Origin of the sequence: Colwellia sp. 75C3 (genome assembly GCF_002836255.1) — a bacterium.
Classification (GTDB): Bacteria; Pseudomonadota; Gammaproteobacteria; order Enterobacterales; family Alteromonadaceae; genus Colwellia.
The window spans coordinates 150466-174951 of sequence record NZ_PJAU01000047.1; the positions used below are offsets into that span (position 1 = coordinate 150466).

General features: G+C 37.6%; 22 protein-coding genes. 10 read left to right on the top strand and 12 right to left on the bottom strand.

The annotated features are described in order from the left end of the window. Positions 1–162 precede the first annotated feature (162 nt). Positions 163–1290, top strand: a complete 1128-nt coding sequence (locus CXF85_RS09960; protein WP_101228373.1) for a hypothetical protein — start codon at positions 163–165, stop codon at positions 1288–1290. 244 nt (positions 1291–1534) lie between these two features. On the opposite strand, the gene CXF85_RS09965 is transcribed toward CXF85_RS09960, so the two are convergent. Then, a complete protein-coding gene (locus tag CXF85_RS09965) occupies positions 1535–2140 on the bottom strand; it encodes a TIGR04211 family SH3 domain-containing protein (RefSeq protein ID WP_101228374.1) in 606 nt (201 codons plus the stop codon). A gap of 292 nt (positions 2141–2432) precedes the next feature. Between CXF85_RS09965 and CXF85_RS09970 the strand changes: the two genes are divergently transcribed. Both CXF85_RS09970 and CXF85_RS09975 read left to right on the top strand, forming a co-directional pair. After that, positions 2433–4040, top strand: coding sequence for a CYTH domain-containing protein (locus tag CXF85_RS09970; RefSeq protein ID WP_101228375.1), 1608 nt, complete (start codon positions 2433–2435; stop codon positions 4038–4040). Positions 4041–4045: 5 nt separating this feature from the next. After that, entirely contained in the window at positions 4046–4957 is a 912-nt protein-coding gene (locus tag CXF85_RS09975) for a L,D-transpeptidase family protein (protein ID WP_101228376.1), read from the top strand. A 90-nt stretch (positions 4958–5047) separates the two neighbouring features. Here CXF85_RS09975 and CXF85_RS09980 read toward each other — a convergent pair whose 3' ends face one another. The 8 genes from CXF85_RS09980 to CXF85_RS10015 form a co-directional block, all read right to left on the bottom strand. After that, positions 5048–5326 carry an Lpp/OprI family alanine-zipper lipoprotein gene (locus CXF85_RS09980; RefSeq protein WP_101228377.1) on the bottom strand — a complete coding sequence of 93 codons (279 nt, stop codon included), beginning with the start codon at positions 5324–5326 and terminating at the stop codon, positions 5048–5050. Positions 5327–5441: 115 nt separating this feature from the next. Continuing rightward, the gene (locus CXF85_RS09985; RefSeq protein WP_101228378.1) at positions 5442–5780 is read right to left on the bottom strand and encodes a hypothetical protein; all 339 of its coding nucleotides are present in this window, start codon (positions 5778–5780) and stop codon (positions 5442–5444) included. 86 nt (positions 5781–5866) lie between these two features. After that, positions 5867–6508, bottom strand: coding sequence for a hypothetical protein (locus CXF85_RS09990; protein ID WP_101228379.1), 642 nt, complete (start codon positions 6506–6508; stop codon positions 5867–5869). A gap of 132 nt (positions 6509–6640) precedes the next feature. Next, complete coding sequence (locus tag CXF85_RS09995) at positions 6641–7330, bottom strand: PspA/IM30 family protein (protein ID WP_101228380.1); 690 nt, start codon at positions 7328–7330, stop codon at positions 6641–6643. A 60-nt stretch (positions 7331–7390) separates the two neighbouring features. Next, positions 7391–7804 carry a YjfI family protein gene (locus CXF85_RS10000; RefSeq protein WP_101228381.1) on the bottom strand — a complete coding sequence of 138 codons (414 nt, stop codon included), beginning with the start codon at positions 7802–7804 and terminating at the stop codon, positions 7391–7393. 205 nt (positions 7805–8009) lie between these two features. Continuing rightward, a complete protein-coding gene (locus CXF85_RS10005; RefSeq protein ID WP_101228382.1) occupies positions 8010–9731 on the bottom strand; it encodes a polyamine aminopropyltransferase in 1722 nt (573 codons plus the stop codon). 134 nt (positions 9732–9865) lie between these two features. After that, the gene (locus tag CXF85_RS10010) at positions 9866–10768 is read right to left on the bottom strand and encodes a DUF350 domain-containing protein (protein ID WP_101228383.1); all 903 of its coding nucleotides are present in this window, start codon (positions 10766–10768) and stop codon (positions 9866–9868) included. Positions 10769–10810: 42 nt separating this feature from the next. Then, positions 10811–11788: a hypothetical protein gene (locus CXF85_RS10015; protein WP_101228455.1), complete on the bottom strand. Its 978-nt coding sequence runs from the start codon at positions 11786–11788 to the stop codon at positions 10811–10813. Positions 11789–11929: 141 nt separating this feature from the next. On the opposite strand from CXF85_RS10015, the gene glnE reads away from it, so the two are divergent. Further along, positions 11930–14776 (top strand): bifunctional [glutamate--ammonia ligase]-adenylyl-L-tyrosine phosphorylase/[glutamate--ammonia-ligase] adenylyltransferase, encoded by a 2847-nt coding sequence (gene glnE, locus CXF85_RS10020; RefSeq protein WP_101228384.1) that lies wholly within the window; start codon positions 11930–11932, stop codon positions 14774–14776. A gap of 142 nt (positions 14777–14918) precedes the next feature. On the opposite strand, the gene CXF85_RS10025 is transcribed toward glnE, so the two are convergent. Both CXF85_RS10025 and lpxL read right to left on the bottom strand, forming a co-directional pair. Beyond that, on the bottom strand, positions 14919–15617 hold the full coding sequence (locus CXF85_RS10025; protein ID WP_101228385.1) for a TcpQ domain-containing protein: 699 nt from the start codon (positions 15615–15617) through the stop codon (positions 14919–14921). Between the two features lie 168 nt (positions 15618–15785). Then, positions 15786–16724 carry an LpxL/LpxP family Kdo(2)-lipid IV(A) lauroyl/palmitoleoyl acyltransferase gene (gene lpxL, locus CXF85_RS10030; RefSeq protein WP_101228386.1) on the bottom strand — a complete coding sequence of 313 codons (939 nt, stop codon included), beginning with the start codon at positions 16722–16724 and terminating at the stop codon, positions 15786–15788. Positions 16725–16871: 147 nt separating this feature from the next. Between lpxL and CXF85_RS10035 the strand changes: the two genes are divergently transcribed. Beyond that, on the top strand, positions 16872–17966 hold the full coding sequence (locus CXF85_RS10035) for a glycosyltransferase family 4 protein (protein WP_101228387.1): 1095 nt from the start codon (positions 16872–16874) through the stop codon (positions 17964–17966). A gap of 191 nt (positions 17967–18157) precedes the next feature. On the opposite strand, the gene tolC is transcribed toward CXF85_RS10035, so the two are convergent. Beyond that, positions 18158–19516, bottom strand: coding sequence for an outer membrane channel protein TolC (gene tolC, locus CXF85_RS10040; RefSeq protein WP_101228388.1), 1359 nt, complete (start codon positions 19514–19516; stop codon positions 18158–18160). Positions 19517–19700: 184 nt separating this feature from the next. On the opposite strand from tolC, the gene CXF85_RS10045 reads away from it, so the two are divergent. The 5 genes from CXF85_RS10045 to parE all read left to right on the top strand — a co-directional run bounded on the left by CXF85_RS10045 (position 19701) and on the right by parE (position 24440). Beyond that, positions 19701–20348 carry an NUDIX domain-containing protein gene (locus CXF85_RS10045; RefSeq protein WP_101228389.1) on the top strand — a complete coding sequence of 216 codons (648 nt, stop codon included), beginning with the start codon at positions 19701–19703 and terminating at the stop codon, positions 20346–20348. A 59-nt stretch (positions 20349–20407) separates the two neighbouring features. Continuing rightward, on the top strand, positions 20408–20902 hold the full coding sequence (locus CXF85_RS10050; protein ID WP_101228390.1) for a DUF1249 domain-containing protein: 495 nt from the start codon (positions 20408–20410) through the stop codon (positions 20900–20902). A gap of 18 nt (positions 20903–20920) precedes the next feature. Continuing rightward, on the top strand, positions 20921–21736 hold the full coding sequence (locus tag CXF85_RS10055) for a metallophosphoesterase (RefSeq protein WP_101228391.1): 816 nt from the start codon (positions 20921–20923) through the stop codon (positions 21734–21736). 115 nt (positions 21737–21851) lie between these two features. Further along, positions 21852–22460, top strand: a complete 609-nt coding sequence (locus CXF85_RS10060; protein ID WP_101228392.1) for a YqiA/YcfP family alpha/beta fold hydrolase — start codon at positions 21852–21854, stop codon at positions 22458–22460. Positions 22461–22553: 93 nt separating this feature from the next. Continuing rightward, on the top strand, positions 22554–24440 hold the full coding sequence (gene parE / locus CXF85_RS10065) for a DNA topoisomerase IV subunit B (protein ID WP_101228393.1): 1887 nt from the start codon (positions 22554–22556) through the stop codon (positions 24438–24440). Positions 24441–24486 lie beyond the last annotated feature (46 nt).

Genomic DNA, 24486 nt, shown 5'->3' on the forward strand with positions numbered 1-24486 from the left:
CGATAACAAAAATTTTGCAAATTGTACCAGTGTTGGCAGGTTAACTCATCTATTGTTTGAATCTCGTAACAAAAAAAAACAGCGATAGATATTAGAGGAGTGCGCTCTTTTAGGGTAAAATACGGGGTCTTATCCATCTATTATTTTAGGTACTTTTCTTTAATGGAACCGAACTGCGTATTATTTATTCCTGTTTCTTCACCTTCTGGTATTGGTGAATATATGCGTTCTATGATTATTGCTAAAGCGATGCAACTGCGCTGGCCTAAAATCAATATTCACTTTATTTTAAATGAACATGTCGCTTATTTAAAAGATTGCCCTTATACCGTTCATACTTGTAAAGACTCACCGACAAAAGAGGTAATGAGAGTTAACGATATTATTTTGGAAGTTAACCCTGACTTGGTGATTTTTGATGCATCAGGTCGTGCTAAACAGTTTAAACAAGCAAAAATTGTTGGTGCGAAAGTCGCTTTTATCTCCCAACATAATAAAAAACGGAGTAGAGGTTTGAAATTAAATAGATTATTCAATACCGATATTCACTGGGTAGCACAGCCTGACTACTGTATTAGTCCCTTAAGTTATTGGCAACGTGCGAAACTAACTATTTGTAGTAAAAAAGAGCCTAAAAATATTGGGCCTGTTTTTGAATTAACTAATAATACTTACCAAGCACAGCTACTTAAAAAGTATGACTTAAGTACAGAAAGGTATTTTATTTTTAATGCTGGCTCTGGCGGACATAAGGTCGGAGGTGCACTGGCTGCCGATATCTATTATCAAGCAGCACAAGAGTTTTCTAGAACAATGTTGGATTGCAAGATCACAATGAAATGTATTGTTCTCTTTGGTAGTAACTATCCGAAAAACCTTCCTGAAAATAACGATGTTATTTGCTTAAGGAATATAGAGAATAAAGATTTTATTGCTTTATTATCTAATGCTAAAGCATGTGTTATTAGTGCGGGTGATACTTTATTACAATGTATAGCTTTACATAAAGCTTGTGTTGCGGCTCCAGTTTCACCGGATCAACCCATGCGATTAAAGTTATGTCATAATAAGCAATTAGTTCTTGCCGCAGCGCCTAACTCCGATAGCTTAGTAAAGCAGGCACTACTTATACTTGATGAAGAAAAGTGTAAAAATGCGATTAGTAATATGAAGAATCAAGCGCCAGTAAAAGCATTAGAGACCATTGTTGATGACATCGCTTTACTTTTCTCGAGTGTCGACGGAAATAAAATTAAGGGTTTTCGTATTCAGGGGAGGGGAGTAGAATAGAGCTATTTATCAATGGTTTATCTTGGTGGCCAATCCCCTGGAACGCTAATAAAAGCTATTAATCAGGAATCAAATACTGAATTAATTTAATTTAGGTGAAACTGATGTTTTTAGGAGGGTCTCAACAAGTAAAATTGCTCTACAGTATTTAAACCTAACAGGATAGCAGACTTACTTATTATCAGATTTATTAGGCATACTTTAAAGTGTTTTTTGAAGTATGCCATTTTATATACTTATAAATTTATGACCAGTTTTCCATAGAGCCGCGGCGACGAGCGAAGAATCTTGGTAAAATCAAACCTAATATTAAACCTATGCCCAAAACTAAGGCACCATTGAAAAACCATTGCTTTTTAATATTGGTATCTTGATCTTTAATTTTGGTTTGAGTCTCTGCTAATGTACTGGTCAATTTTTTAAGTTCAGCAGACAGTTTTTTCTTATCATTCGTTAATAAGTTAACTTTACTCTTTAGTTCATTTACTTCGCCATCGAGTTGGCTAGTAAAGTCGCTACTATTGGCTATTTTTCCATTTAGCTCAGCAACAACAAATTTAAGTCCTGCTTTAGTACTTACATATTTACTTTCAACCCAAGTGGCTCGATTCTTTTCATCGATCACTTCACTATAGCCATTATCTTCCGCGCCAGTAATTTTAACTTCAGAGCCTGCGATAATAGTACCTAATATTCTGTAGTTAGTACCAGGGCCAGCATGCATATATATGGATAATTCATCTGAGATGTAGCCCTGCTTGTAATTGTTTTCTGCAGCCTGGGCAGATAAAAAAAGCGAGCTAGATAAAGTTATAGCAAGAAGTGCTATGACATTAATAACGTTATTCATAGAAAAACCAATGTAGTAAATAAATCAAGGAGGACAAGATATTATGTGTTTGCAGCTTTGATGGCAAGCTAAGAATGACTTCATTCCACACAAAGATTAGCTTAAGGTCTTGCAAGAGTTATCTTTTTTGAAAGAGCACAAGGTGATTTTTGTCATACAGTAGTAAGTCTTTCGTAGGTTGGGTCTCATTCTATATAACTTTGCCGTAAATAAGGAAAAACTCTCTATTGGCATATTGATGTACTAACGGTATGCTTGCTAAGTGATTAGTAAAACACTTAATTAGGGCATAATGGTTACAGAAATAGAATTAAAGTACTCTTTGCTTGAAAGCAATGAACTGACGACAGCAAAGCAGATAAAGACAACTATAGGCCAGTTACTCTCTGAACATGAGTTAACTTTTGTTCACCAAGAAAAGCAGCTGAGCAATCACTATTATGATACTGCGGATCTGGCCTTACGCAAAAGTAGAATTGCCTTACGTACTCGTGGTACTCAATGTTTGGGTGAAGCGGAGCGCTTTGAACAAACTATAAAAACATCAGGTACCATCATTGCAGGTCTACATCAAAGACCAGAATATAATGTCGATATTGATGATGACAAACCTATTATAGCCCTGTTTCCTCATTCTATTTGGCAGCCAAATACTGATATAAGTCAATTACAGCAACAGATTATTGAACTATTCTCCACAAATTTTACCCGCCATACTTGGCTGGTTAGCTTAGCGGATGCGCAAGTTGAAATTGCTTTTGATTGTGGTGAAGTTGCTTGCCAGGGTTATACAAATAAGCCGCGTATTTATGAAATAGAATTAGAACTAGTTAGCGGTGATGCCCAAGCATTATTTGTATTAACTAAAATACTATTTAGCCAATTAGCTTTACGACCAGGGCAATTAACCAAGGCAGCTCGAGGTTATGCTTTATACCGTGAGAGCCAAGAACTAAGCGCTGATATTGAGAAAAATGCGACCAATGACTATGCCATTGTTGAGCAAATAGCGCTCTCGATGATAACTATACCAAAAGATCTCCGATTAGATGCAGCCTTTACCCATGGAATCGAGTCTTCTTTAACTCAGTTACAACGCTGTGTTGATAGTTATGTTGAAGCTCCTTTGTTAATTAAGCTAAATAAAGTAAGCGAGTTTCTTGTTTTACTCAGGCAGGGGTTTTGGCTCTTCAGTGAGCTATTATCGGAGGATGAAATAATGCTTCGCAATGAACTTAGCTACTTCATTCGTACGATTCATTGGGTTGATAATGCTCGGTATATTGAATCGCTAAACGTTAAGCAAAGCTCATATCAAAAAGAAACATTAGTTAATGAAGAGTTGATCACTAAGCTACAACTGGATCAAAATAGATACCCGAGAGAGGCGCAAGTATTAGCGTTATTACATAGCGAACGTTTTAATAATTTACAACTAGATTTGCTCTCTTTATTGCTTAAAAGAAGTAGTGCTAATAGCTCTAATAACCAAAGCGATCTATCATTAATTGAATTTGCTGCTAAGCACTTAACAAATAGCACTGAAGCATTGAGCAATGAGTTAACTCAATTGCAAAAGCCTCAAGACGCTTCGACAATTGAATTGTATTTAACTGCGCATAGTTTATTGATTCGAGCATTGTTAACCACAAGTTGGTTCAGTTGTTTATTTGCTGAGACAGATAGTGACACAGTTAAGCGTTTCAACATGCCTTGGCTTGATATTAAGCAGGGTATTAGTGAGCTGCAATCGTTGAACTTATTACAGCAGCAATTAGTGCACTTACCAAATGAAGAAAAGAAATTAACGCAGTGGTTAGTCAATAAAAGCGAAAATTTAATCACCGCACTCGATCAATCTAAAGCTAAAGCCTTAACAATGAAACCTTACTGGTTATAGTCATCATGGCAAAAAACAAAAAACTACAAACATCATTATTAAGTCTTTTTATCTTACTGCTTACTATTAAGCCTTTGATGGCAACTGTCTATGATATAGGGGATGTGAACAAACGCCTCATTGGTGTAACTAAGGTTCACAACGTAGTGCAAGGCGATTATTTCCAACAACTAGCAGAGCAATATGATGTTGGTTTTTTAGCTTTACTAGCCGCTAACCCGAAGCATGATCCTTTTTTACTTCAGATTGGCACAGAGATAGTTATTCCTAACCAAATGTTGCTACCCTTTATTACACATACAGGCATAGTCATAAACCTGCCTGAATTACGTTTGTACTATTTTTCACCCGCAGAAAATAAAGTGCATGTTTTTCCTGTCGGCATTGGTCGACAAGGATTATCGACACCGTTAACGAGTAGTGTAATTAGTGAAAAGAGAAAGGATCCTATCTGGCGACCAACCCAAGAGATGCAAGACCGTCACTATGCCGAGCATGGAAAATATCTTGCTAAAGAAGTCCCCGCAGGACCAAATAACCCGTTTGGTAAATATGCGCTACGATTAGGCACCAGTGAATATTTAATTCATGGTTCAAACAAACGTTTTGGCATAGGCATGCGCGCTAGTTCAGGTTGCATTAGAATGTATGACAATGATATTAAGTGGCTGTTTGATAATATCCCTTTAAATACTAAAGTGAGAGTGATTAATCAGCCAGTGAAAATGTCCTACGAAAATGGTGATAAGCAACTGATAGAAATACATCAACCATTAGCTGACCTTGAAGTAACTAAAGGTAATGTTATTTTAACTAAAGCGATGCAGCGATTTGTGGGTACTAAGCGTAAACATTGGCAACAACTACTGCCAATCATTGAAAAACCGCAGGGGTTAGTGATTGAATTAGTTAAATGATTTTAAATTGTGACGGTATATAAGTGACATTAAAAAAGCACCAGAAGGTGCTTTTTTAATGTATATTATTCATTTTGAAAGTAATCGTGATTATTTCTTATATGAAGCGACAACATTATCAATACGTTCATTCGCTTCTTTAGCATCTATTGCTGCTTGCTCTGCTGCTGCTTTAGCCGTTTGAACATCAGCTGCTGTAGATTGTTGTTTTTCTGCTAAATCAGCTGCTTGGGCTGATAAAGTACTAATTTGGGCTGATAATACATCAACTTTCATATTCAGTGAGTTAATGCTTTCATCAAGTGCATCAGTGTTGGCACAAGCTGTTAGTGCGAGTGTTAGCGTTATCGCGGTAATTATTTTTAACATAATGATATCCCATGTGAAGTTATTATTTGTTCCAGTAAATAGCAGTATGGCACAAACAAAACGGTAACACAGTAGCTACCCATTGATTACATAGCAATACTAGGCATTGATACTACTAATCATTTTCTTCGTTATTAGAAAAATTTATATGGTTGATTAAATCGTCCATCAGTTTTTTCTTAATTTCTAGTTGATCTTCGGCTAGTAGTTGATATTTTTCAGCAAGAAGTTGGTAGTCACTAGGAGCTAAGCTCACTGTTAATCGAGGGCGCTTAGGTCTTTTGTTTATCGGTAGGCCTAAAATATCACGAATTTGATCAGAAGGACTTAAACCAGCATCAAGCGCTTGCTTACGAATAGATAATTGGATTTTTTCATCCATATCAAAAGCGACTTGTACTGCTTTTATCGCTTTAACTGAGGATTGCCATTTCTCGGGAATTTTTCTCGCCATAGTAGTTTCCGAATTTGTAGGGTCAGTATTCTTTGCGAATAAATACTATTAACTGTTGTAAGTAACTGTTGTAAGTAACCTTATGATTAACTTCCAGGGTACATATCCGTGATATCACTAAGCGGCCTAAATAAAGTCAGACAGACTTCAGTATCACCATCTTGCCATACTTCAACATCAACGCCTTTGCTTTGGTCTTCATTATAAAGACAGTATAATTCAAATTGCTCGCCGCTGTCTTTGCCTTCATAGACTGATAGGTTTTCACTTCGGTGATCTTTGCGGTGAAAAAAGCCAACCTTAGCGAATACACCTTGTTTATATTGTTCGCTACTCCACATAGCGGTGATTTCGGAGTCTACTTTTTTCTCTAAAAAAGCTTCACCAGGCTCATCAAATACTTCGGAAAAGCTATCTAAGTCAAATAAGGTTTCGACATCTTCATGCTGAATTTTTAATGATAATTTCAGTTCGGTAATATCATCTACTTCCAATGATAAAAAGATCTCTAGGGCATTAGTGCCGATCAAGGCCCATTCGGTTTGCACCTTGTTTTCAAATTCATAACTATTAACGGCTTTTACTTGAAAGTCTTGCCCGCGTAATGATTCAGGTAGAGCAAAGCTGTCCGTTAAAACAATAATATCACCGACCAACAATTGATTAACAGTGGTTAATTTTCTTGGTTCGTTAGATGATTTATTAAATATTTTTTTAAAAAAATTCATAAGGCTACCTAAATAAAAATGGGCACTTAATTAATGATACTTTGAAAAAGTGGTCAATAATAGTGCCCATATATTGTCTGAACTCATACCATACATAAAACCATGCTCGATAAGAGTATACAGCGATTGATATTACTTTTGTTTAGCTTTTAAACGTTCTAGTACTGAATTAGCACTATTGTCTTGTGAACCAATTCCAGCGGCTTTTAATTGTGCCTGTAATGAAGAATCAGAGTCTTCAGAATCAAGTAATTCAGCAGCCTTCATTTTATCATCAAACTTTTGTTGCTTAGCTTTAATGCGTTCTAATGAATCTTTTGCACTTAATAACTTAGAATTGCTTGATGAAAAGTTATCGGTAATTGCTGACGTCGCTTTTTGTACACTTTCAGTGGTTTTAACCATAGAAAGTTGACGTTTATGTTCAGCAACTTGGCGTTCACTTTTCTTAACTAAGTCTTTTAAACGATCAGCACTGCCACTGAAACTATCATGGGCTTGTTGTTGATCAGCTAAAGTACTTTCTAAGTTAGCAATTTTTTCTGCTACAGCAAGTGCTAATGTTTCATCACCTTTATCAAGCGCTTGTGCTACATAACCTTCATGTTCTGTAATTTCACGGGTTAAGCGGTCAATCTCACGTTTTGCTGCCATTTGTTCAGCCATAACGCCAGTTAAATCACGTTTTGCTTTGGTAAGGTGATTTCCAGCATCACGAATTTCTTGTTCAAAAATACGGGTTGCATTAGCATCAATGATTGCTTCACCAGCTTCTGATGCGCCGCCGCGAATTGCGGTCATAATCTTTTTAAATATACTCATTATTAACTCCACTTATTCCTAATTAGGGGTAATGTAGGTGATTCTTAATTAGTTCGTTAACTAAAGTAAGTAATCACTCATATCATCAATCACTTCGATGGCATTATTGCTTAATACCGCTAATTCATGTTCAACATCGTCAAAACTAGAACTAATAGATAAAGCGCCAAAGACTACATATTTATCACCAATTTTTGAGAATGATGATAAGGGCATAGGGATATTCATTTCTAACATGCTTTCATGCATCGCATTAATACAGTCTGGTTTAACTTCTTCCGTTCCCCATAAGTAGCTGATGCAAATAATTTGATCTTCAGTTACTGAAACAAAAATGGGTAACTCTTCACGGCCTAAAATACTAATTTGTAGGACGTCAACTTCGCCAGATATTGGTTGGCAATCAAAGCTCATTCCTGTGTCTGAATTATCTGCCAAACTGTTTAAGTGATCGGCTATAGTATGAATATTCATGTATTTCCTATCCTTCCTTTCTTTAGTGAAAAATCCAGATGACATATTATGTCGTCTGAGTTAAATTTAACACCCTGACATATTATGTCAAGGTGTTTTTATAAACTAATTGTAATCATTTTATAAATAGTGATTATATTTATTACCAAGTAATAGTTATTAACTCTATCTTAATTATGTTGATTTCAACCTTTAAATTAGGTGCTTAATTTAAGTTTTGTTGGTCTTGCCAAGCCTTTTGATGTAACTGATAAATGGTGTGGCTACCCAATATATTAATGCCAATATTTTCTTTGTTTTGATAAAAATCATTTGGGAAAATAAAAGCCGCCTTTAATATAGCTAAATTTATCCACGGATGCGCTACTGGAAGCTTAGTTAATTTGTTTAATCTTGTTAAAGGACTCGCGCCCCTCTTAGAGGCAATGGTCCATCCCCATTCGCCAAAACTTGGCACATTATCGTGGTATTGCTCTACATGAGCAAACTTAGCTGCGGCTAACGTTTTGCCAATAGAAATGAATGAATCTTTTGCGTGATATGGGCTAGTTGATTGAATCGCGATTAAACCATCACCAGACAGTAATAGCTTAAGGCGAGCGTAAAAGTTTACCGAATAGAGTTTATTCAGATCAGGGTGACTTGGATCGGGTAAATCAACAATAATGGCATCGAACACTTGTCGATTTTTTAGTAATTGATTAATGGCAATGAAAGCATCTGCGGGAATAATAGTGACCCGTTCATCCTGTAAACTCTCTTTGTTTAATTGTAAAATTTGACTCGCTAAACGCGGATTTACCAGATCTTTGGGTTGCTTAAATATATCAATCAATTCACTGTCTAAGTCGATTAACGTCACGTTTTTAGGGTTGTATTTTAAAACATCCCGTAAGGCTAAACCGTCACCACCGCCAATAATAAGAATGTTTTCATGTCGGGCTGAGCCGGCCATAACTGGCGCTACCAGGTAATCATGATAAATATGTTCATCAATGGACGAAAACTGTAAGCGACCATTTAAATAAAAATTGATTATATTGTTCTGGTCAAGCCCCATATGACGTTCGGTAAACGTTAACTGTTGATAGCGCGTTTTATCGGTATGAACCACTTTATCGAGATATAGTAAGCTGTTCATCTGATTAAGCCACTGATTGCCATAACTAAACATTAAAACAATGATTAAGGCTAATCCACAATGTAAAGCAACAAACGTTTTACGCCAATTAAGATGCTGCCAATAACGAAGAATAAAAAATGCACCCGCAATAAGGTTTAAACTTGCCGTTATTGCTGCGGCTTTACTGATATCGATACTGAGTAAAAAGATAACCCAGATAGCGGCACCAACACCAGCACCGACATAATCTGCGCCATAAATGGTACCTAAGTTATTAGCAAGATGCTGCTTATGGATACTTTCTCGAATACGAGCAATTAATGGGATTTCCATACCAATAAAAAAGCCGAGTATTACGCCAAAGAAATACGGGCTTTTAAAAGCTAACCAACTTAATTGTTTGAACAATCCGCCTTGTGGTTTCATATCTGGCGGCAGAGATAACATATCAGCAATAAGCTGTGGGAATATTTGTGTAATAGCGATTAAACCGCCAATAATCAAAATGGCAGAACTGCCTACTAAGGCAATAATTAGCTCGAGCCAAACAAAACCATTAAAGGCACAGGATACTTTTCGGGCAGCAAAAGCACCAAGTCCCATCGATACTATCATTAACCCGATCATGGTATAGATAGTGCTTTCCATAACACCTAATACTCGACCAGCATAATGAGAAAGCAAATACTCATAAATCAGCCCACAACCAGCGAGCACCGCCATGGTTAAAATAAGTAAAATATCGTCAAGTAGGTGGGCGTTTTTTTGGGGTAAAGGGTTTTGAGGTAAAGTATTTTGTGGCATGTGAGTTAGTCGTTAATAAGTAGTAATCAGAAGGAGAGAAATTAAATATGAAATGGTGAGCCTTTAAAAATAAACACCGCCAGTGTTTGATAACACGATGGCGGTGAATTCGACTAACTTAATTGGCAGATGAATTATGCCATAAGCGCCGTTAAGATTAAGGCAATTGCAATACTGGTCGCCATTTCTATACTTGCGACACCAATATTATGTTGCTGATCAACTTCTTCAACTAGATCGATGCCCCAAAGTACAATACGTTTAGCTAAAGCGGTAAGTAGGCCTACAATCAGCGTCATAACAATACCAAACACTAACCAGCCAAGTAAGTTAACTACCAAGGTTTCAGGACTGTAGGTTAAGAAATGACTGGCGGCTGTTACTGCTAAAGCTGTACTAATCACCTGACCACTATAACGAATGGCTAAAGCAAGCTGACCATTACTAAATGCTTCTTGTAAACAATCCTCTTGGTTGTTTTTAGCGTACTGTTTCTCGCGAAGCCTAGTTACAATAACTAATACGGTTTGAGCAACAATAAAACCACTGGTGATAGCGATAAATGTACTGAAATCAAGTCCGTCTACCCAAAGTAATACCGCACGAATAATTATTGCTGTTGCAATAGCGCCGGCAGCATCAATAATACCAATGGTCAGGTTTTTCTCTATAATTAGCGCATTTTTATCTAAATGTTGCAGCGCTACTTTATCTTGGATAACACGACCAATCTTTATAAGTAATAAGCCGTAACCGCCGTATGCAAGCATGCCAATAGCTTCCATAGAATAACTACTTGCTGCTTCTCCGGTAATTGCACCAGTAAGAACTATACCAAGCGCTAATACGCTACCAGCAACACTGATACCAAAAGCAAAGTTATCTTCTTTTGCCAATTCTTCTGTACTGTTTACCTTTGCACTAATGCCTGAAAGGAATCGCATAGCGCCTAATAACAAAATGGCTATAGAAACATCAATGGCCAAATAAGCGAGTAAGTCTTGATTAACACCAACGAGTTCGATGAATGTGTTCATAATTTTGTTGTTCCTATTCTTTTTTTATAGTCGACTTATTCATTACTTCCCGCGTCTAAAACCGCGTGATGTGTTGGTATTTGAGTTTCTAAAACTAGAGCTCTTACTTTTAGACTTACTGGCGTAATTACTTTTTTTCACACTATTAGTACGAAAGCGATTAGAACTTGTTTGCGCTGTTTTACTTTGGCCAGATAAACTCGATGATCCCGTTCGGTTTTTACTATAAGGACTAGTAAATTTTTGCCCGCGACTGCTAAACGATTTTTTAGTGCGGGTATCAAGTGATGTTTGTTTCTTTAATTGGCTAGGAGAGCTGTAACGTGTTCTGCCATAATCGTTGTAGTAGCTATAATTACGCTGTCTACCCCAATCATTATAAGAGGTACGTCGACCAAACATGTCACCCATCATGGAGTACATGCCATACCAAGCCCAAAAAGACATACCATTACTGCCTGTTTGCCAGTTACCATAACTTGGATTACCAATTAACTGCTCACCGGTACCAAAATCTTGAGCATTGTTAGCTTGCTGACTTTGCGATTTCGATAAGGAGTTTATACGTGGTAATTGACCATCAGACATATCAGCTAATACATTCAGAGGATCACTTAATGCGTCTGAATATAGAACGGGGTCTGCCGCTTGGTAAATATTGAGTAATTCATTATAAAGTGCCTGTGAAGATTCAAACATTTGTGGTTGAGTCTTCGCAGTATTAATTCTATCTAATAGCGCTTTATACATAGGGCCATTTGTAGAAGCATCCTTACGGAATTCATTAATCAATGGCGCTAAATGCGCTTTATTAACCATGACTTTATCAGCATATTGGTTGATTAAGCTGGCATTGCGAACCTGACCATTATTTAAAGCATCACCTAACTGAGTAACTCTTTGTTCAGTTATTGGTAATTGCTGCTCGATTTGCTCTTTCACGGGATCGCCACAGCCAGCTAAACTAAGCGTAGTAATTATGATCAAGAGTAATAAAAAAGGTGTTTTTAGTAAGTGCATTTCTGCCATCATCTCCTCAAAAATGCTATGTTATCGAAATAATTAAATTAATATTAGCGACTAAGCATAGACAATTGTCAATTAATACCATTAACGACATATTATGTCTATAGGCAGCGCCTGCTTATTATAGGAATTCTTGTGACGTTATCCTTTTCTCCACTGTTGAAGCAACAACAAACAACCAGTTTTCGACACTTTGTCGAGCAACATAGCACAGTATGTGATGTATTATCAGCAGAGCAACTTAGTGCGTTTAAGCAAGCGATAACATTAAGCGACTTTGTTCTTAACAGTGCCTTACAAGCTCCGGAGCTTGTTATTGATGTTTTTAAAAAACCTAATAAAGAAGAGCTACCTGACTATAAAAGCCTATTGCTCGAGCAATTATCAGGCTGTCTTGATGAAGCGCAGTTGCATCGAATTATCAGACACTTTCGCTTACAACAAATGGTTAAAATAGCGCTTGATGATTTAGTCTTTAATATTAGTTTAGACATATCGTTAAAGCGACTATCTTCGCTAGCGGATGAACTTATTTTAGCAAGCTTACAGTGGCTTACTGATTTTTGTCAGAAAAAGTGGGGTACTCCTACCAATGAGCAGGGAGAGCAGCAAGTTCTTCTGGTTTATGGCATGGGTAAACTGGGTGGTAGAGAGTTAAATTTTTCCTCGGACATTGATTTAATTTTTACTTACCCTGAAAGTGGTGAAACCCAAGGTTGTCGTCGTAGTATTGATAACCAACAATTTTTTACTCGCTTAGCGCAAAAACTTATTGCTTCACTACACCAAATTACTTGTGATGGCTTTGCCTATCGTGTAGATATGCGGTTACGGCCTTTTGGTGACAGTGGTCCACTTGTTCTTACTTTCAATGCGATGGAAGATTATTACCAAGAGCAAGGGCGTGATTGGGAACGTTATGCCATGTTGAAAGCCAGAGTTATTGGTGAATCCAAATACCATGAGCAGTTATCAAGTATGCTCAGACCTTTTGTTTATCGTCGTTATATTGATTTTAGTGTCATTGATAGTCTGCGCCGCATGAAAATGATGATTGCTCAAGAAGTACGCCGCAAGCAATTAATCAATAATATAAAACTTGGGGCAGGGGGAATTCGCGAAATTGAGTTTATTGTACAAGTCTTTCAGTTGATTCGGGGCGGACGGGTAAAAGAGCTGCAACAGCGTAGTTTATTAATTGTTTTGCCAAAACTGGTTGAGTCGGGTGAAATTAATGAGACGAACAAAGACGTATTAGAAAGTGCTTACCGCTTCTTACGACGTGTAGAGAATATTATTCAGGCTTTAGCTGACAAACAAACACAAACATTACCTGATAATGAACTGGATCAGCAGCGATTGTTAGCGGTACTCGCCATTGAAACATGGCATGATTTTTTAGCCTTGTTAGCCAAGCATATGAATGGCGTTCACCAAGAATTTGATTTACTCATTGGGCTTGATAGTCCAAATCATCAAGCAGCAGACGAGCACTGGGTAACGCTTTGGCATAGCCGATGGAGTGATGAAGAGTCTATTGCTTGGTTGGACCAAGAAGCCCTTGCTTGGCAGAGTGATAAGGTTTGGCAAATACTACATGATTTTCGAGAAGATACCGGAAAGCGTAGTTTAGGTAACCGAGGGCGACAGGTTTTAGATAAATTAATCCCATTACTTTTATGTAGATTACAGAAAAATGAAATGGCAGAACAAGTGTTAGCTAGAGTATTGCAAGTCTTTAGTAAAATAGTGACACGTACCGCCTACTTAGAACTACTATTTGAAAATGAAGGCGCGTTAAAGCAGCTGATTCATTTATGCCAAGCTAGCAGTTGGGTAACTGATTATATTGCTAAATATCCAATTTTACTTGATGAGCTTATTGATCCTAAGTTACTGCATAACCCACCACAACTTTCGTCTTATGCGGTAGAGTTGCGTGAACGTATGTTAAGAATTCCAGAGGAAGACCTTGAAGCACAAATGGAAGCGCTACGTCAGTTTAAACAATCGCAACAATTACGTATTGCTGCCGCTGAAATTGCTGATGTATTACCAGTAGCACAAATCAGTGAGCACTTAACTGCCTTAGCTGAAGCTATTTTATCAGAAGTGATAAACCTTGCTTGGCAGCAAGTGAGTGAACGTTTTGGCGTACCTACTTCTTGTTTAGATGGCTTAAAGGAAAAAGGATTTGGCGTTATTGCTTACGGAAAAACTGGTGGGGTAGAGTTGGGTTATAGCTCAGATTTAGATCTCGTTTTTGTTCATCATAGTCAGCCCGATGAAGTGACAACCGGCAGTAAATCAGTACCAGCAAGCCAGTTTTATATGAAATTAGCGCAACGTATTATGCATATTTTTAATACTCGTATGAATAGCGGTATTTTATATGAGCTGGATATGCGCCTTCGCCCCTCAGGTAACTCAGGTTTGTTGGTAGTTCATTTAAATACCTTTGCTCAATATCAGCATGAAGATGCATGGACGTGGGAACATCAGGCGTTAGTTAGAGCTCGGATGATATTTGGTAATGATGAACTTCGCCAGCAGTTCATTAATGTTCGGCAAGCCGTTTTGTCTCAACCAAGAGAGTTCACTGAACTCAAAAACGATATTATTACTATGCGGGAAAAAATGCGTAGTCATTTGAGTAAATCCAGTGAATCACATTTTGATATTAAGCAGGGCACGGGGGGGTTAGTTGATATTGAATTTCTTGCGCAGTTTTTAGTGCTAGCCTATGCGAATCAGCATCATGATTTGATGCTTTTTTGTGATAATTTAGGAATATTTAAACGTTTATTGAAACTGGATTTATTAGAAGCAGTAGAACAGCAGAAATTAAGTTATATGTATCAAAAATTAAGAGCGCTAGGGCACCAAGCGACAATGCAAAATGAAGGTCAATTAATTGATAGGCAAAAGGTAACGGGGCAAAGTGCTATTACTGATATTTGGCACAAATGCCTTATTGATTAGTAATATACCCTTATTTCATCATAGCGCCTAGCATTGAAATCGCTCAGCACTATGAAAAATGCCTCTTGATTGGTAATGTGTATAAACAATTAACTAGGACGGTTAATGTTTTTGATAATAGGAAAATAATCGATAAAGTCAATTAATAAGGATTTTCACCTGCAAGAGAAATGCATTCCTCATCCAAAAAGGGGTGAGGGGCACTTTCAATGACTACGATAGCGCGCTGACGATTACAAAAGAAAATAGAAAGGCCTGACTCAAAATGTCCTTCAATGGCTTTAGCTACTTGAAAAGAGGTTTTTAAAATGTCTTTTTCAATTCTAAACGGGTCTTTCACTACATAATCACGATTTAGCCACCAAATTAAATCTATGCCATCCTTTTCAGAATACTCAGCTAGTTTTTGATTTAAGGTTTCACCAGATCTAAAAGGCCTAGACTCAATACTGCCACGCCAATTATCTCGATAAGGCCGTACTACCATTTCTCTCGCTTGCAATATTTTAGCTAAGTCACCTTTAGGATCGGGAAGGTAAACGATATTATTACGAATCTTTGGGCCCTTGCCATTCATATCACCATGCAAATTGGCATAAAACTTAGATAAGCCAATAGCTGCCGCATTACTTGATGTCCTGCTTTTTTTAGGCGTTGATGTTATATTTTTAGCTTCTTCAGATGATGCCTTCAAAGTGAGCTGAGAGCCTTGTATTGTACTTTCATCAACTTTCCCTAACGATCCATCTAGTGAAAGCAAGAAGTCTTGATTCGCTAAAAATGCCACCGCTAATGAAGTGAGAAAAATCGCTAAAATAATGTTTCGTAGCCAAAAGTTCATCGGTTAATTAATACCTTGGTTATCATCACTTTAATTATAGTGGAAGTTAACTTATTTTACTCAAAGAATAATATTTATACAAATTATCCCTTTTATTTTGCTCGAAAACTTCACCACGGCTATTTGAACATCAATAAATCTATTGTAGATCTAAGCTCAATTGTTACTTTATTTATACAATGAAGCATCTTCTGGGTTAGGCCTGGTCTTAAAACGTCTATGCAGCCACATGTATTGCTCAGGTTGTACCATAATAGCTTCTTCTAATTTTTGATTTATTTTAATTAAATCTTGTTCATCATTATCTGTCGGGAAATTATCTAGTGGTGCTGAAACCTCGACAGTATAACCACTATTATCGGCATTTCTACGTGGAATCATCATCACAGTTTTTGTGTTCTTTTTACGAGCAAAAATTAACGTACCTGTTGTGGTAGCTGTCTCTTTTACCGCAAAAAAAGGTACAAATAGACTTTTATTACGACCGTAGTCTTGATCAGGTAAATAGGCGCAAGCATCTTTATCATGCAGAGCGCGTAATAGACCTTTAACATCACGCTTGCCTAACATGTATTTATTAGAACGAGCTCTGCCTCGGTGTTGAAAAAACTCCATTAAGGGGTTGTTATGAGGTCGATAAAAAACGACCAATGGATTATCTAATCCTGCACCACGGGCACACATCTCCAAACTTAAGTTGTGCATAGCTAAAACAAGTACACCTTTGCCTTGTGCTTGTGCATCAGTTATATGATGTGCTCCGGTAACCTTTACTTTTCTCGCTACACGCCAGTTTGGCCACCACCAACCCATACCGGTTTCAAACAGTGCAATCCCCGTATTTTCAAAATTCTTCTTTAGGATGCTTTGAAGTTCAGCCTCATTTTTATTAGGAAAACATAAGCGTAAATTGGTCAATGCTACATGCTTTCGTTTTGAAGCCATCTTGAATATTAATCGGCCTAAAACGCGGCCCATAGCGAGTTGTAGTTTGAAAGGTAACCAGGAAACACTATAGAGAATAAAAACACCTAGCCAAGTTAACCAGTATTTGGGTAATAAAAAAGATAACTTAAAGTTAGCTTGTAACACTTTATTTTTGCTCAATGTATTTTCTCTTAGACCTTTATTTTAACTATGCTTGATTATACGCAAGTTAGTTTGTCTTGGGCAATGAAGTTATTTACCCCTTCAGGCCTATTTTGCAGTAGAATGGCGCCCAATAAATTAATAATCGGTATTTGAGACTTTTTGATGGAAGCAGTGGTTGACCAAGAGGTAAGTAATAAAGAAATTGAGCTTATCATTGGAAATTCAAAACGGAGTTTTTCAGGTATTACCTCAACAATGTTGCAAGTAGTATCTTACCAAAAGCATATGATTCCTTTGCGCGTCATGGGGAAGAATAACTTAACAGATGCAAGTTTAGCTATTGGTTTTTGGCAAGTAGTAAAAATGTGCCAAAGTCCTCTTGCTAATGGTAAATTTCGTGTGTTTCATGCCCGTCGTGTTGATGAAATGATTCAAGGCGTGGTCTTAAAATATTTTTTTAGAGCTAAGATAAAACTGGTTTTTAGTTCTGCAGCTCAACGTAAACGCGCTAAGTTTACCTACTGGTTAACAAGACACATGGATGCGGTTATTGCCATGTGTAACGCTTCAGCCAGTTATTTAGAAAATCCGCCAAGTGCTGTTATCTATCATGGTGTTAATACCTCCGCTTATAAGGCTAATAAAGATAAACAACAAGCTTGGCAAGCGCTTGATTTATTGCCTCCTACTCAACAAAAAGGTAAGCATGGTATTGCTATTCTTGGACGAGTAAGAAAACAAAAAGGTGTTCACCTCTTTGTTCAAAGCTGTATTTCCCTATTAAATGACTACCCTGATTACACCGCAGTTATTGTTGGTGGCATTGCTGCTAAACATAACAAATTCACCCAAGAGTTACGTGATAGCATCACTCAGGCAGGCCTGTCTGAGCGTATCATTTTTGTGGGGGAACAGGATTTCTCTGATATCCCCAAAATATTTAGCAGCTTGTCTCTTGTCGTCGCTTTAAGTGAAAAGGAAGGTTTTGGTTTAACTATTCTTGAAGCAATGAGCAGCGGTGCGGCAGTGCTTGCCAGTGAAGCAGGCGCATGGCCTGAAGTCATTCGTCAAGGGATCGATGGTTACGTCGTGCCGGTCAATGATTTAGCGGCAGTAAAAGATAAAATGGCGTTGTTATTGAGTGATGAAAAAAAGCTTGCTCAAATGGGGGTGTCAGGTCGCCAACGTGTAGAAGAGCATTACTCTGCTGAACGTGAAGCTACCGAGCTTACCGCCTTCATTAAAACTCTAGTCTAATTCACATACCTAGGTGAGCTTACTCAATAATTAACATAAGATACCTATTCAGTTTAATTCATTGAGATTTTTAATCTTATTAACTAGATTTTTTAGTATTGTTAAACGCTATGCAAGTGGAAACAAAAAAGCCCTAAGCAATATCATTGCTCAGGGCTTTTTAATCGGTAATCAATTAGTTATAAAATGAACTAATTTACGGCTATTAAACCTGAGTTGATAGCACTTATATCTTCATCAGTAATAGTACCTGCAGCACGTTTTAATAATAAAACGTTTTGAATATAAGCATAACGTGTTGTAGATAAATTACGTTTAGCGTTATATAAATTCTGCGTGCTATCTAATACATCAACAATAGTACGTGTACCTACTTCAAAACCAGCTTCAGTTGCTTCTAATGCTTTTTGAGCACTTAATACTGATTGCTCAAACGCTTTGATGGCTGAAATCGCGGCAATAACCGTATTATAGGCATTACGTGTAGTACGAACCACACCACGATGTGTTAAAGATAAGTCTTGGCTGGCAAGTACAAAGCTATTTTGTGCTTTACGCACTGAACTTTGAATTGCACCACCTGAGTAAATTGGAATACTTAATTGCACGCCAATAGAGTAACCATTAACACCAGGGGCATCTACAGTTGGGTTATCATTGAATGTTGATTCTTCATCTTTACCGTTATAATTAGCCGCAAGGTCAAGAGTAGGGTAATGACCAGAGCGGGCAATATCAATATTATCTTGCGCGATATCAATACCTACTTTAGCGGTAATTAAATCTAGATTTTTAGCTTCTGCGGTAACTTGCCATTCATCGGCGCTATTTGGCATAGGAGTGCTGGTACTAAAACGGTCAGTATTTAAGACACTGACATTTTTAGGGTAAGTATTCGTTATAACACGTAACTCTTCTTCGGCTTGGAAAATAGCATTTTCCGCTCTAATCTCCTCAGTAACTGCACTATCAAATTGCGCTTGTGCTTCATAAACGTCAGTGATAGCGGTTAAACCTACTGAGAAACGTTGTTTAGTTTGCTCAAGTTGACGCGCAATGGCATCTTTTTCGGCAGTAGCAAAAACTAAGTCATCTTTAGTACTGAGTAAATCAAAGTAAGCTTTGGCAACACGGGTAATTAAATCTTGTTTAGCTACTTGGTAAGTCAAATCACTTTGATGGGCTGCTTTTTCTGCATTACCTAAACGCAACCAACTATCATGATGATAAAGTTGCATATTTAAGTTGGCGCCATACGTTAAGCTGGAAAACTCAGAGGTTCCTACATAAGCAGGTGAGTTCTCAGGGGTTTGGTAAGACTCTTGCTCACCGGTGTTATATCCACCACTTGCAGTAATTTGTGGTAATAAGACCGAACGAGCTTGTGCGATATCTTCTTTAACTATCATAAACTGCGCTTGTGCTTTAAGTACCACAGGATCGTTTAATAAAGCTTGCTGATAGACTGTTAATAAATTATCAGCTTGGGCTTGTGTACTGCTAATAGCTGCAGTTATCGCTATAATTAGTGTGCTTAGTGTTTTATTCATGAGTAAGGAATTCCTTGGATTACTCTTATACCCGTTCTAGTTGAAAATACAGGATTCAGCTGGAGCGAGTATATGCTTTATTTATTGATATTCACTGGTAGGGTATCCTACATGGATTTTTAAATTAACCAAATAAAATAACTGTTTACTAGTGTAACAAATTATTATTAAAAAGAGACAATTGATGAAAAATGTTAAAAAAAAGCCGTTATCAATGCTGAAATTCAATAATGAACAGGTATCTGTACACTCAGTTGTGACCAAGTATCAGGGCTTTTTTAAGATGAATGAATACTCACTGCAGCACAAACTTTTCTCGGGAGAGCAAAGTCAGTTATTTACCCGAGAAATATTTGAACGTGGTGATGCTGTGGTTGTTATGCCCTATGATGCGAAATTAGATAAGGTACTATTGATAGAGCAATTTAGGCCAGGCGCTTTAAGGGGGGATGATAGTCCTTGGTTATTAGAATTTATTGCAGGTATGTTTGATGCTAATGAAAGCCCCATTGAGGTAGCGATACGAGAAGCCAAAGAGGAAACTGATTTAACCCTTTGCAGTAATGATTTAGTCCCTATCATGCAATACCTCTCTAGTCCTGGTGGCATGAGTGAGCGTATTCATCTGTATTTAGCGCATTTTGATAGTACTAAAATAAATGATGGGACTATTCATGGTTTACCTGAAGAAAATGAAGATATTTTGTTGCATTTAGTCTGTCGAACTCATGCTCTAGAATTATTGGCTCAGGGTAAAATCACTAACGCGGCCACAATTATCGGGTTACAATGGCTGGCACTGAACTATCAATCCATATGTTTACAGGTATAAGTATTAAAGATACAAGTACTCAAGCTATTAGTTCTAAAAATGACGGTTAAGAGGCACCCATGAGTTTTTTCCCTAATAAAGCATTAGTAAATGGTACTAGAAACAATTATCGACCTAACTTAGTTAGTTTAATGACCTTGTGTGCTAACAACTATATGTTATTGCTGAAAGTATTAGCGGATAAAACAGCGCTAGGAGAGAGGCGTCATTTTTTTATCAGTGACTTCCTTGCATATAATGTAACGATAAAGGAAGTGACTCGCTATACCTCTGTCATTAGCTTTGAACAAGAAAGTTTAAGTCATTCACTTAAAAACATTCCAGGCATTGTTGTCAGCGCGTTACATCCTCGTATGACTATTCGTTTATATCATGATGCTCGTATGGCTGAAGTATTATCTACACAAGACATCAGGCAAGTGAAACCTCGCTATGATTACCCTAATAATCAAATGCATCAGCAAGATGAAAAGCAGCAAACCAATCAGTTTTTAAATGAATGGCTACATCTATGTTTGCGTTTAGGGCAAGTGAATGTTGAGTTACATTCTTAATCTATGAAGTATTAACTTATGAACGAGACAGAGTCTTACCCTGTAAAGCACAAGCCAATTGTTTTAGCACAAATAACTGATAGTCATTTATTTTCATCTCTTGATGGCTTACATCACGGGCATAACGTATTCGACAATCTTAGGAACGTTTTACTGAGTGTTCGTAACAACGCCCAAATAGACTATGTCGTTTTTACCGGTGACTTAACACAAGATCATACTGAGCAGTCTTATCAGAATTTTGTCGATTGTGTGCATGAATGCGATATTACTGTGCCGATTTATTATTTGGCCGGTAATCATGATGAACCTGAGCTGTTGGCTAAGTATTTTTCAGTGTCGCCGTTTCTCGCAGGTAAAGAAATTAGTTTATCTCACTGGCAAGTTCAACTAGTAGACAGTAAAAGTGCGACACCTGCAGGTTATGTTAGTGAACCAGTATTAGAAAAGTTGCAAAGTGCTATCATGCCAGGTAAACATCAGTTACTGATGATGCATCATCATCCCATAGATGTAGGGTATTTCATTGATAAACACGGTTTACAAAATAAAGCTGATTTCTGGCAAGCTATTAATGGCTACAATAATATAAAAGCTATTGCTTGTGGTCATGTTCATAGTGCTATGGAGTTGACTAATCCTGTCAGTAACCTTTTAAGTAAGCCACTAAACCAAAAACTAAAAGAACCCGTGGTTTTATATACATGTCCCGCCACATCAATACAATTTGACCCCAATGTTGATGGGGTTGCGGCGTTAGCGAAAGGGCCCGGATATCGAGTTTTCTATTTATATGCTGATGGTCAACTAAACACTGACGTTGTAACGCTATAAAATTTCTCTTAATGTTACTTTTAACAAGATAAGCAGTTACTGTTAATCGTTTTTAAATAGTATCGATTTAACACCTGAAATTACTCACTTAAATAATAATTATAAAAGCTTACTAATGAAAAAAAACATTCTCTATATTCATGGGTTCAACTCTTCGCCACTGTCGTTAAAAGCAGAACAAACCCGTCGATACTTGGAAAAGCACTATCCTGAGGTTATATTCTTCTGTCCACAATTAGCATCAACGCCAGAAAAAGCGATTACTCAATTAGAGCAACTTATTGAAAAACATAGCTCGAAGGCAAATGGCTCAAAGACACAATGGTATTTAATAGGCTCCTCATTAGGCGGTTACTTTTCTTGTTATCTAGCTAAAAAGTATAACTGTGCAGCGGTATTAGTGAATCCAGCAATAAGGCCTTATGAACTCTTGCATGACTATATTGGCGAGCAAGTTAATCCTTATACTAAAGAAGTGTATCAAGTCACTGAAGATCATATCCAGCAGTTGAAAGCACTTGAGCAATTGGCACCAACAGTTGATGGTAAAGAAAAAAATAATTACCTAGTTATGGTACAAACGGGCGATGAAGTGTTAAATTACCAACAAGCTGTGGAAAAATATCAACATTGTCGATTAATAGTACAAGAAGGTGGTGATCATAGCTTTATCAACTTTGATAATTGCTTACCTACCATCAGTGACTATTTTCAACTTGATTAGACACATCAAATCGACTCAACTCTGTTTTATATGCTGTCGCGAATACGAAAAATAATATTTAGACCTTTTAACCACGATTAAATTGAGTTTCAAATGACTGACCAATACAACTCCGATTCCATTGAAGTACTTAGTGGCTTAGAACCCGTTCGTCGCCGTCCGGGTATGTATACTGATACCACTAGACCAAACCATTTAGGTCAAGAGGTCATTGATAACTCGGTGGATGAGGCACTTGCCGGTCATGCACAAAATATTAGTGTTATTTTATATGCTGATCAATCGCTTGAAATAATAGATGATGGCCGTGGTATGCCTACCGATATTCACCCTGAAGAGGGGGTGTCAGGTGTTGAACTTATCTTTTGTAAACTGCATGCCGGTGGTAAATTTTCAAATAAAAGCTACCAATTTTCAGGTGGTTTACATGGTGTTGGTATCTCTGTTGTTAATGCTTTATCAACACGAGTAGATGTCAGTATTAGACGAGATAGTAAAGTCTATGAAATGGCGTTTGAAAATGGCGATAAAGTTGAAGAGTTAAGAGAAACAGGTACGGTAGGAAAACGCAATACAGGCACCAGTGTTAAATTCTGGCCCGATGCTAGCTATTTTGACACCGCTAAATTTTCGGTACGCCACCTCACACATTTATTGAAAGCTAAAGCGGTATTATGTCCAGGCTTAACGCTAAAGTTTCACGATAAAATTGAAGATAAAAAATATGAGTGGTGTTACGAGGATGGCCTCGTTGATTATTTAAAAGAAGCGGTAAAAGGTTATGTCTCATTACCTGAACAACCTTTTGTCGGAAGTTTTTCCTCGCAACTTGAAGCGGCTGATTGGGCTATTACTTGGTTACCTGAAGGTGGCGATAGCATTGGCGAAAGTTACGTAAATCTAATTCCAACGATCGCAGGTGGTACGCACGTTAATGGTATGCGCCAAGGGCTACTTGAATCAATGCGAGAATTTTGTGAATTTCGAAATATAATCCCGCGGGGCGTTAAATTAACCCATGATGATATATGGGATAAGTGTAGTTATATCTTATCTATAAAAATGCAAGACCCACAATTTGCCGGCCAAACCAAAGAGCGATTATCCTCACGTCAATGTGCTGCTTTTGTTACCGGGGTAGTAAAAGATGCCTTTAGTTTATGGTTAAACGAGCACACAGACAAAGCTGAATTATTGGCAGATTTTTGTATTAATAACGCACAAAAGCGTATGCGCGCTAGTAAAAAAGTAGTGCGAAAGAAAATCACCCAAGGACCTGCCTTACCAGGTAAGTTAACGGATTGTGGTAGTCAAGATTTAGCCCGCACTGAACTGTTTTTAGTTGAAGGTGACTCTGCTGGCGGTAGTGCTAAGCAAGCAAGAGATAGAGAGTTTCAAGCTATCATGCCACTGCGAGGTAAAATCCTAAACACGTGGGAAGTCGATTCCGGCCAAATTCTTGCTTCGCAAGAGGTACATGATATCTCCGTCGCGCTAGGCATTGACCCAGATAGTGACGATTTATCAGAATTACGTTACGGAAAAATTTGTATTCTTGCGGATGCCGATTCCGATGGGCTACACATAGCTACCTTGTTATGTGCCCTATTTATGCAGCACTTTTTACCCTTGGTAGAAGCCGGTCATGTTTACGTAGCTATGCCGCCTTTATACCGGATTGATATCGGTAAAGAAGTATTTTACGCATTAGACGAAGCCGAAAAAGACGGCATTTTAGATAGAATTGAAGCAGAGAAAAAACGTGGCAAGGTAAACGTACAACGCTTTAAAGGTTTGGGTGAAATGAATCCACCGCAATTGCGTGAGACCACGATGGATCCTAATACACGTCGATTAGTGCAGTTAACGATTGATGAGCACAGCGAAACCATGGAACTTATGGATATGCTGTTATCTAAAAAGCGTAGTCCGGACAGAAAAGTTTGGCTACAAAGCAAAGGTGATATGGCGATTGTTTAATTGGTCTGTAAACCATAAGCTGACAAAGTTAGATCATAACCTGGCA

Excerpts from the sequence above, each read along its gene's own strand:
- CXF85_RS10035 (WP_101228387.1), top strand. The coding sequence starts at position 16,872 with ATGGAAGCAGTGGTTGACCAAGAGGTAAGTAATAAAGAAATTGAGCTT.
- CXF85_RS09970 (WP_101228375.1), top strand. The coding sequence starts at position 2,433 with ATGGTTACAGAAATAGAATTAAAGTACTCTTTGCTTGAAAGCAATGAA.
- parE (WP_101228393.1), top strand. The coding sequence starts at position 22,554 with ATGACTGACCAATACAACTCCGATTCCATTGAAGTACTTAGTGGCTTA.
- CXF85_RS10060 (WP_101228392.1), top strand. The coding sequence starts at position 21,852 with ATGAAAAAAAACATTCTCTATATTCATGGGTTCAACTCTTCGCCACTG.
- CXF85_RS09965 (WP_101228374.1), bottom strand. The coding sequence starts at position 2,140 with ATGAATAACGTTATTAATGTCATAGCACTTCTTGCTATAACTTTATCT.
- tolC (WP_101228388.1), bottom strand. The coding sequence starts at position 19,516 with ATGAATAAAACACTAAGCACACTAATTATAGCGATAACTGCAGCTATT.
- CXF85_RS09990 (WP_101228379.1), bottom strand. The coding sequence starts at position 6,508 with ATGAATTTTTTTAAAAAAATATTTAATAAATCATCTAACGAACCAAGA.
- CXF85_RS09995 (WP_101228380.1), bottom strand. The coding sequence starts at position 7,330 with ATGAGTATATTTAAAAAGATTATGACCGCAATTCGCGGCGGCGCATCA.
- CXF85_RS10050 (WP_101228390.1), top strand. The coding sequence starts at position 20,408 with ATGAGTTTTTTCCCTAATAAAGCATTAGTAAATGGTACTAGAAACAAT.
- CXF85_RS09960 (WP_101228373.1), top strand. The coding sequence starts at position 163 with ATGGAACCGAACTGCGTATTATTTATTCCTGTTTCTTCACCTTCTGGT.
- CXF85_RS10015 (WP_101228455.1), bottom strand. The coding sequence starts at position 11,788 with ATGCACTTACTAAAAACACCTTTTTTATTACTCTTGATCATAATTACT.
- CXF85_RS10005 (WP_101228382.1), bottom strand. The coding sequence starts at position 9,731 with ATGCCACAAAATACTTTACCTCAAAACCCTTTACCCCAAAAAAACGCC.
- CXF85_RS10045 (WP_101228389.1), top strand. The coding sequence starts at position 19,701 with ATGAAAAATGTTAAAAAAAAGCCGTTATCAATGCTGAAATTCAATAAT.
- CXF85_RS10010 (WP_101228383.1), bottom strand. The coding sequence starts at position 10,768 with ATGAACACATTCATCGAACTCGTTGGTGTTAATCAAGACTTACTCGCT.
- CXF85_RS10055 (WP_101228391.1), top strand. The coding sequence starts at position 20,921 with ATGAACGAGACAGAGTCTTACCCTGTAAAGCACAAGCCAATTGTTTTA.
- CXF85_RS10000 (WP_101228381.1), bottom strand. The coding sequence starts at position 7,804 with ATGAATATTCATACTATAGCCGATCACTTAAACAGTTTGGCAGATAAT.
- CXF85_RS10025 (WP_101228385.1), bottom strand. The coding sequence starts at position 15,617 with ATGAACTTTTGGCTACGAAACATTATTTTAGCGATTTTTCTCACTTCA.
- CXF85_RS09980 (WP_101228377.1), bottom strand. The coding sequence starts at position 5,326 with ATGTTAAAAATAATTACCGCGATAACGCTAACACTCGCACTAACAGCT.
- CXF85_RS09975 (WP_101228376.1), top strand. The coding sequence starts at position 4,046 with ATGGCAAAAAACAAAAAACTACAAACATCATTATTAAGTCTTTTTATC.
- CXF85_RS09985 (WP_101228378.1), bottom strand. The coding sequence starts at position 5,780 with ATGGCGAGAAAAATTCCCGAGAAATGGCAATCCTCAGTTAAAGCGATA.